Origin of the sequence: Frankia sp. AiPs1 (assembly GCF_023716945.1) — a bacterium.
Taxonomy (GTDB): domain Bacteria; phylum Actinomycetota; class Actinomycetes; order Frankiales; family Frankiaceae; genus Frankia.
The window spans coordinates 1-6,724 of record NZ_JAMQQF010000314.1; the positions used below are offsets into that span (position 1 = coordinate 1).

A 6,724-nucleotide genomic window follows, 5' to 3' on the forward strand; every position below is an offset into this window, starting at 1 on the left:
GTTGGGCACCCCCCGGCGCGGGCCGGCGGACCGGGTCGCATCCGTGACCCCACCGCCGCCCGCGCCGGGCAGGGACGGTTCGCCACCCGCGGCGCGCACGGTCCCGATAGCGTGGCGGACCGCAGCCGTGCCGTGGATGCAGCCGTGCCGAGGATGCAGCCGTGCCTGAGCAAGGAGCGCGCCATGCCCGTCGGGGACCGCCGCATCGTCGACCTGTCCCATCCCATCGTCGACGGCATGGTGACCTACCCGGGCCTGCCCGGTCCGCGGATCTCCACCTGGACCAGCAGGGCCGCCTCGGGGGAGCGGCTCGCACCCGGGGTGTCGTTCCACATCGCCGCCGTGGACCTCGTCGCGAACACCGGGACCTACCTCGACGCCCCGTTCCACTTCCACGCCGACGGCCCGGACGTCGCGGCGCTCGACCTGGCCCGGCTGGTCGACGTGCCGGCCGTGGTGGTCCGGGCGGGTGGGGCACGCGCCGTGGGCGCCGAGCGGCTGCCCGCCGCCGCCGACCTCGCCGGGCAGGCCGTGCTCATCCACACCGGTCATTCCCGGCACTGGGGGAGCGAGGCGTACTTCGGCCCGGCGCCGCACCTGACCCGCTCGGCCGTCGAGGCCCTCGTCGCCGCCGGAGTGCTGCTGGTCGGCATCGACTCGCTGAACATCGACGACGTCGACGACCTGGCCCGTCCCGCCCACCAGGGTCTGCTCGGCGCCGGCATCCCGATCGTCGAGCACCTCACGGCCCTGGCCGAGCTGCCCGACGGCGAGCCGGTCCGCCTCACCGTGCTGCCCGCGCCCGTGCGCGGCATGGGCACCTTCCCCGTCCGCGCCGTCGCCGTCGTGGCCTGACCGCGCTGGGAGCCCGTGCTCTTGTAGGCCCGGCGGCGTTGCACCCGGCCGTGGCAGCCACCTCGCCGACACGCCAGGTGGCAGTGGTCAGTCCCCGGCGGTCAGTCCCCGGCCGGCAGCCAGGTGGCGGTGGTCAGGGTGCGCGTGGAGGGGCCGTCGGGGTCGTTGTCGGGTCGGTTGCCGCGGGTGACGGATCGTTCGGCGATGCGCCAGCCCTGCGGGGTGCGGACCAGGGTGTCCTGGTAGTCGCCCGACCCGGCGGTGCCGTCGCCGCGGATGACGAAGTACTTCGCCCATACCCGCAGTGTGTCGTCGTCGACGCGGTGGACGGCGATGTCGGTGGTGTGGTGGGGGAACATCACCCGTCCGTACGGCAGGCCGCGCACGGCCTCGGCCAGCGGCACCCCGCCCATCACCGCGTCGTCGGTGTACGCCGTCGGCGCGGCGCCGAGCGCGATGTTGTCGAACAGGTGCGGATGCTTGGCGAGCAGGCTGGCGACCTCGGCGTAGGTGGCGGCGTCGACCGGGGCGATCCTCACGCCCATGGTGTCTGCCCGTCGGCGACGACGGCGGGGCCGCCGTGGCGCGGGTGGACGGTCCGCCGGGCGACGCGCCAGCCGGCGGGCGTTTCGGTGAGGACGTCGACGGCGTCGGCGCTCGCGACGCTGCCGTCGCCGGCGATCGTCACCAGCCGGCTCCACGCGGCCAGGCCGGCGGGAAGCTGCTTGACCTCCGTGTTGACGGTGTGGTGCGAGGGGGATGGCGCACGGTCGGGGGTCGGCGGGTCGACGAACACCTGCGCCAGCAGTTGCGCGTCAGCGTTGTCGACCGCATGGCCGTAGAGCGCGAGGACCTGCAGCACCGCCGCGGTCTGCTCGCCGGTGGCGTCGGGCAGCGCGGCGAACGCGGCGTACGTCCGCGGCAGGCGGTGCTGCTCCACCCGCACGTCGGCGCTGTCGCGCACCCCGCCGGGCGGGTGGCCGCCGGGTCGCAGATGCCCTGCGATGTGGTCCGTCGTCATGACCTGGACGCTAGTTCACCAGGCGACACGGCGTACCCGGTAACCAGGAACGGCCGGGGCACCAGGAACGGCCGGGGCATCAGGAACGGCCGGGGCATCAGGAACGGCGGGGAGCCAGGCAGCCACTGAAACCGGCGTGTAGGGGCGGTGATACCGGCGTTGTCTAGCGTCCTGTCCACTGCGCCCGCCCCTCGGGGCTGCGACGCTCCTGCAACCGCACCGCCCTGAACGCATCCCGTGGAAGGAAAGCGTGTGACAGCAATGCCCGCGGTCCAGGCCGATGGCCTGGTCAAGAAATTCGGCGACGTTCGCGCCGTCGACCAGATCGATCTCGAGGTGCGCCAAGGCGAGATCTTCGGGGTGCTCGGGCCCAACGGCGCCGGCAAGACGACGATGCTGAAGATGCTGGCCACGCTGCTGACGATCGACGGCGGCCGGGCCGAGATCTTCGGGGTCGACGTCGCCGCCGAGCCGCACCGGGTCCGCCAGCTCATCGGCGTGACCGGCCAGTACGCCTCCGTGGACGAGGACCTCACCGCCGCCGAGAACCTGTGGCTGTTCGGTCGGCTCCAGGGTCTGCGCTCGGCGGACGCGCGTGCCACCGCGCGCCGGCTGCTGGCGCAGTTCGGTCTTGGGGAGGCCGCCGAGCGGCGGATCTCGGCGTTCTCCGGCGGGATGCGCCGCCGCCTCGACCTCGCCGCCTCCCTCATCACCCGACCGCCGCTGATCTTCCTGGACGAGCCGACGACCGGCCTGGACCCGCGCACCCGCGGCCAGATGTGGGACACCATCCGCGAGCTCGTCGACGACGGCTGCACTGTCCTGCTCACCACCCAGTACCTGGACGAAGCCGACCAGCTCGCCGACCGGGTCTGCGTGATCGACCAGGGCCGCAAGGTCGCCGAGGGCACGCCGGACGAGCTCAAGACCCAGGTCGGCGACTCGACCCTGCAACTTCAGCTCGCCCCCGGGGCCGACCAGGCGCGCGCCCGCGCGGTGGTGCGCCGCGTGCTCGGCGAGGAGCCGGTCACCACCCCCGAGTCCGGCCGGCTCAACGTTCCACTCGACGTCGCCGACCGGGCCGCCGACGTGCTGATCGCGCTGCGCGAGGCCGGCGTCGGCATCGCCTCGGTCAGCGTCGCCAAGCCGACCCTCGACGAGGTCTTCTTCGCCCTCACCGGCCACGGCACCGCGGCCGACCCCGGTGCCGGCGGCCCGGCCGGAGCCGTCCCCGGCCAGGACACGCCCAGCCTCGACCACACCACCACGGAGATGGCCCGATGACCACCGTCCTCGACGACCCGACCGCCGCGCGCCCGCGCCCGGCCCCGGCCACCGACCCGGCCGCCGCCGTCGCCCGCACCCGGGCCCGCGTCGGGGTGGGAGACACCCTCACCCAGATCCTCGCGATGGCGTGGCGGGCGTTGAAGAAGATGCGCCGCAACCCGGAACAGTTCTTCGACGTGGCGCTGCAGCCGCTGCTGTTCACCGCGATGTTCGCCTACGTGTTCGGCGGGGCGATCTCCGGCGACGTCCACAGCTACCTGCCGCTGCTGATCCCCGGCATCGTCGCCCAGACGGTGCTCACCACCTGCATGGCCACCGGGACGCAGCTGCGGGAGGACATGGACAAGGGGGTTTTCGACCGGTTCCGGTCGCTGCCGATGTCCCGGCTCGCACCCCTGGCCGGCCCGATGGTCGCCGACCTGCTCCGGTACCTGATCGCGGCGAGCCTGACCTACGTGATGGGCCTGATCCTCGGCTACCGACCCGGCGGCGGGGTGCTCGGCGTGCTCGGCGCGATCCTGCTGGCGGTCCTCACCGGCTGGGCGATCGCGTGGGCGTTCACCTGGATCGGCACGGTCGCCCGCAGCGCCCGCGGCGTGCAGGGCATCTCGATGATGATCCTTTTCCCGCTGACCTTCCTGTCCAACGCGTTCGTGCCGTCGAAGACGATGCCGGGCTGGCTGGAGACCTTCACCAAGGTCAACCCGGTGTCACATCTCGTCTCCGCCACCCGGGACCTCGCCAACAACGGCGTGATCACCGGGCAGGTGGGCTGGACGCTGCTGACCGGGTTCGTCGTGGTCGTGATCTTCATGCCGCTGTCGGTCGCCAGCTACAAGCGCCACCTGTGACCCGTGGCCCGGCGGTATGCCGTCGAGCCGTCCGGCCAGCCGCTCAACGAGGACGCGCGCCTCGTCGAGCAGCTGCGCCGGGCGGCGATCGTCGTCGCCCGCCCGGGCCGCCGGCAGCGCCCCGGGCGACCGGCGCTCGGCAAGCGCCTCGACCCGCGCCCATCCCAGCGACGGGATCGTCGCCACGTAGGAGAACCGCTGCGCCAGCGCGAGCAGCTCCACCGCCTCCCGCGCCGTCGTCCTGGTCGGCTGCCCGTCGCGAAGGCCCCAGGCACCGAGCGCGAACAGCACCGTTCCGCACGCCGGATAGTCGATCGCGGGGTCACCGCGCCGCATGACGTCGACGCACCGGCGAAGACCGGAGCGGAACAGGCCGTCGCCGGTGGCGAGATCGTCGGCGGTGGTGGCGTGCCAGGTGAACGCGGCCAGGGCCACCGCGTCGCCGACGAGCGCCCAGGGCTCGACTCCGGTCGGTTCGACGCCGGGCCACCGCATCGTCCGCAGCCGCTGCGCCGCGTCCAGGTAGCGGCGCAGGCCGCCGGCGGCGTCGCCGCGGGCGAGATCGAGTTCCGCCCGACCGATCGCCGCCATCATCGCGCCGCTGTGCAGCGTGTCGCTGGGCGAGCCGATCAGGGTGAGGTACTGCTCGGCCGCGTCGAGCCGGCCATTGTTGATGGCATCGAGCGCCAGCAGCACCCGTAGCTGCGCGACATCGTCGTCGGCGCCGAGCCGCTCCAGGACCGGCAGGGCCGCCCGGGCATGGGATCGCGCGGCCGGCAGATCCCCGAGCTGCATCGTCAGTTCGGTGAGACGGGTGTGCATCAGGGCTGTCAGCCACGGCCCGTCCCGCGGCGCGACCAGTGCCAGCGCCCGCCTTGCCGCCGTGGCCGCGGCCTGTGCGTCGCCGGCGTTCTCCCGCTGATGGGCCAGCCACACCAGAGCGTGCAGGCGGGTGTGCCGGTCGGGATCGTCCGCCAGCCGCGCGAGCCGCGTGTCGACGTCCGTGGTCGACGCCGCCGGCGCGAGGGCGAGGAGCACCCGCGCCGCACCGTCCAGCGACGGATCGTCCGCCGCCGCCTCGAGGTCCAGCCGTGCCAACAGGCCGCGGATCGGCGGCGGGAGAACCCCGTCACTCATGAACATCGCGGTTCTCGCCACGGCGGTTGCGGCGGCCAGCGCCGCCGGGACCGAGCTGAGCGGCGGTGTCCAGCCGGACAGCACCGCGGTGACCGCGTCGTTCAGCGTCATCATCCGGAGGTGCTCGCCGCGGATCGTCCAGAACTGTTCGAGCACCGTCACCAGCCGCGCGACCGTTTCGGCGTCGTCGCCGGCCAGCGCGGTTCGCAGCTCGTCGGCGAGGTTCGTCTCCTCGGCCGCGATCGCGTCGATCGCCGCGAACTGCCGCTCGGTGGACAGCTCCGCACCGTGTCGGGTCGCGTGACCGACCGCCCAGTCCCGCTGGGCGCGGCGCGCCGACACCTGCTCGTCGGCCTCGGCCAGCCGCAGCCGGCCGAACTCCCGGACCGTCTCCAACATCCGATAGCGCACCCCGCCGGCCGACTCGCGCACGCTCAGCAACGACTGGTCGACGAGGTTCCGCACCGTCTCCACGGGATCGGAACCGTCAGCGGAGACGGCGAGGACCTCCTCCGCCGCGGTGAGGGTGAAACCGTCCGGGAAGAGCGCCAGCCGGCGCAGCGACCGCCGTTCCGGCTCCGCCAGCAGTTTCCACGACCAGTCGATCACCGCGAGCAGCGTGCGGTGGCGGTCCGGGGCGGACCGGTCGCCGCCGCGCAGCAGGGTGAAGCGGTCGGCCAGCCGCCGGTCGACGTCCTCCACCGACATCGCCCGGACCCGCGCCGCCGCCAGCTCGATCGCCAGCGGAAGCCCGTCGAGCCGGTCGACGATCCGGCCGATCACCTCCCGGTCGAGCCGGACGGTGGGGCGGGCGGCGGCGGCGCGCTGGCAGAACAGCTCGATCGCGTCGGCGCGGGCCAGTTCCCCGAGCAGGTAGACCCGTTCGGCGCTGATCGCCAGCGGGGCCCGGCTCGTCGTGAGCACCCGCAGGTCGGCGGTGGTCGTGACGAGGAAGGCGACCAGCTCGGCGACCTCGACGACGAGGTGCTCGCAGTTGTCCAGCAGCAGCAGGCCCGGCCCCCGGGCGAGCCGGGCGGCGATGCGGGCGCGCAGGTCGGCGCGCTGCGCCGGGGTCAGCACCCGGCGTTCCCCGATCGAGTCGCGGACGCCGAGCGCCGCACCGATCTCACCGAGCAGGTCCTCGGGCGCCGTCACCCCGACGAGATGGACGACATGCACCACCGGCAGCGTGCTGTCCCGGGCCAGCAGGTACGCCAGCCGGGTCTTGCCGAGGCCACCCGGCCCGACGATCGACACCACCCGGGACCGGTCCAGCAGGGCCCGCAGCCGGTCGACGTCGTGCTGGCGGCCGAGCAGGGCAGTGGCGTCGTAGCGGATCCCGTCGCGGACGGGCGGCCGGTCGAGGGCGAGCAGCTCGCGCTGGATGCGGGTGAGCGCCTGCCCGGGGCTGGTGCCCAACCGTTCCCGCAGGTCCCGGCGGTAGCCCTCGAAGCGGTGCAGGGCCGCCCCGGGCCCGCGCACCGCGGCCTCGCTGCGCAGCAGGTCGGCCAGCAGGTCCTCGTCGTCGGGCCGCTGTGCACTCGCCGCCGCCAGCAGCGGGAGCGCCTCGGCG

The 6,724-nt window shown here is 74.0% G+C and carries 5 protein-coding genes and 1 pseudogene; 3 read left to right on the forward strand and 3 right to left on the reverse strand.

The window, feature by feature from the left end:
* The first annotated feature begins 183 nt into the window (after positions 1 to 183).
* Positions 184 to 855 (forward strand): cyclase family protein, encoded by a 672-nt coding sequence (locus tag ND748_RS21580; RefSeq protein ID WP_251747805.1) that lies wholly within the window; start codon positions 184 to 186, stop codon positions 853 to 855.
* 101 nt (positions 856 to 956) lie between these two features.
* Here the strand turns inward: ND748_RS21580 and ND748_RS21585 are convergent, their stop codons facing one another.
* Both ND748_RS21585 and ND748_RS21590 read right to left on the reverse strand, forming a co-directional pair.
* Positions 957 to 1,400 (reverse strand): nuclear transport factor 2 family protein, encoded by a 444-nt coding sequence (locus ND748_RS21585; RefSeq protein WP_251747806.1) that lies wholly within the window; start codon positions 1,398 to 1,400, stop codon positions 957 to 959.
* Positions 1,391 to 1,876 carry a nuclear transport factor 2 family protein gene (locus tag ND748_RS21590; RefSeq protein ID WP_251747807.1) on the reverse strand — a complete coding sequence of 162 codons (486 nt, stop codon included), beginning with the start codon at positions 1,874 to 1,876 and terminating at the stop codon, positions 1,391 to 1,393. The genes ND748_RS21585 and ND748_RS21590 overlap by 10 nt, the downstream gene beginning before the upstream one ends.
* A 252-nt stretch (positions 1,877 to 2,128) precedes the next feature.
* Here ND748_RS21590 and ND748_RS21595 point away from each other — a divergent pair, with 252 nt between their 5' ends.
* On the forward strand, positions 2,129 to 3,160 hold the full coding sequence (locus ND748_RS21595) for an ATP-binding cassette domain-containing protein (protein ID WP_251747808.1): 1,032 nt from the start codon (positions 2,129 to 2,131) through the stop codon (positions 3,158 to 3,160).
* A complete protein-coding gene (locus ND748_RS21600; protein WP_251747809.1) occupies positions 3,157 to 4,014 on the forward strand; it encodes an ABC transporter permease in 858 nt (285 codons plus the stop codon). The genes ND748_RS21595 and ND748_RS21600 overlap by 4 nt, the downstream gene beginning before the upstream one ends.
* Positions 4,015 to 5,802: 1,788 nt before the next feature.
* Here the strand turns inward: ND748_RS21600 and ND748_RS21605 are convergent.
* A pseudogene (locus tag ND748_RS21605) lies at positions 5,803 to 6,708 on the reverse strand (BTAD domain-containing putative transcriptional regulator); the annotation flags it as partial.
* Positions 6,709 to 6,724 lie beyond the last annotated feature (16 nt).

Coding starts and splice junctions, on each gene's coding strand:
- ND748_RS21590 (WP_251747807.1), bottom strand. CDS start 1,876: ATGACGACGGACCACATCGCAGGGCATCTGCGACCCGGCGGCCACCCG.
- ND748_RS21600 (WP_251747809.1), top strand. CDS start 3,157: ATGACCACCGTCCTCGACGACCCGACCGCCGCGCGCCCGCGCCCGGCC.
- ND748_RS21585 (WP_251747806.1), bottom strand. CDS start 1,400: ATGGGCGTGAGGATCGCCCCGGTCGACGCCGCCACCTACGCCGAGGTC.
- ND748_RS21580 (WP_251747805.1), top strand. CDS start 184: ATGCCCGTCGGGGACCGCCGCATCGTCGACCTGTCCCATCCCATCGTC.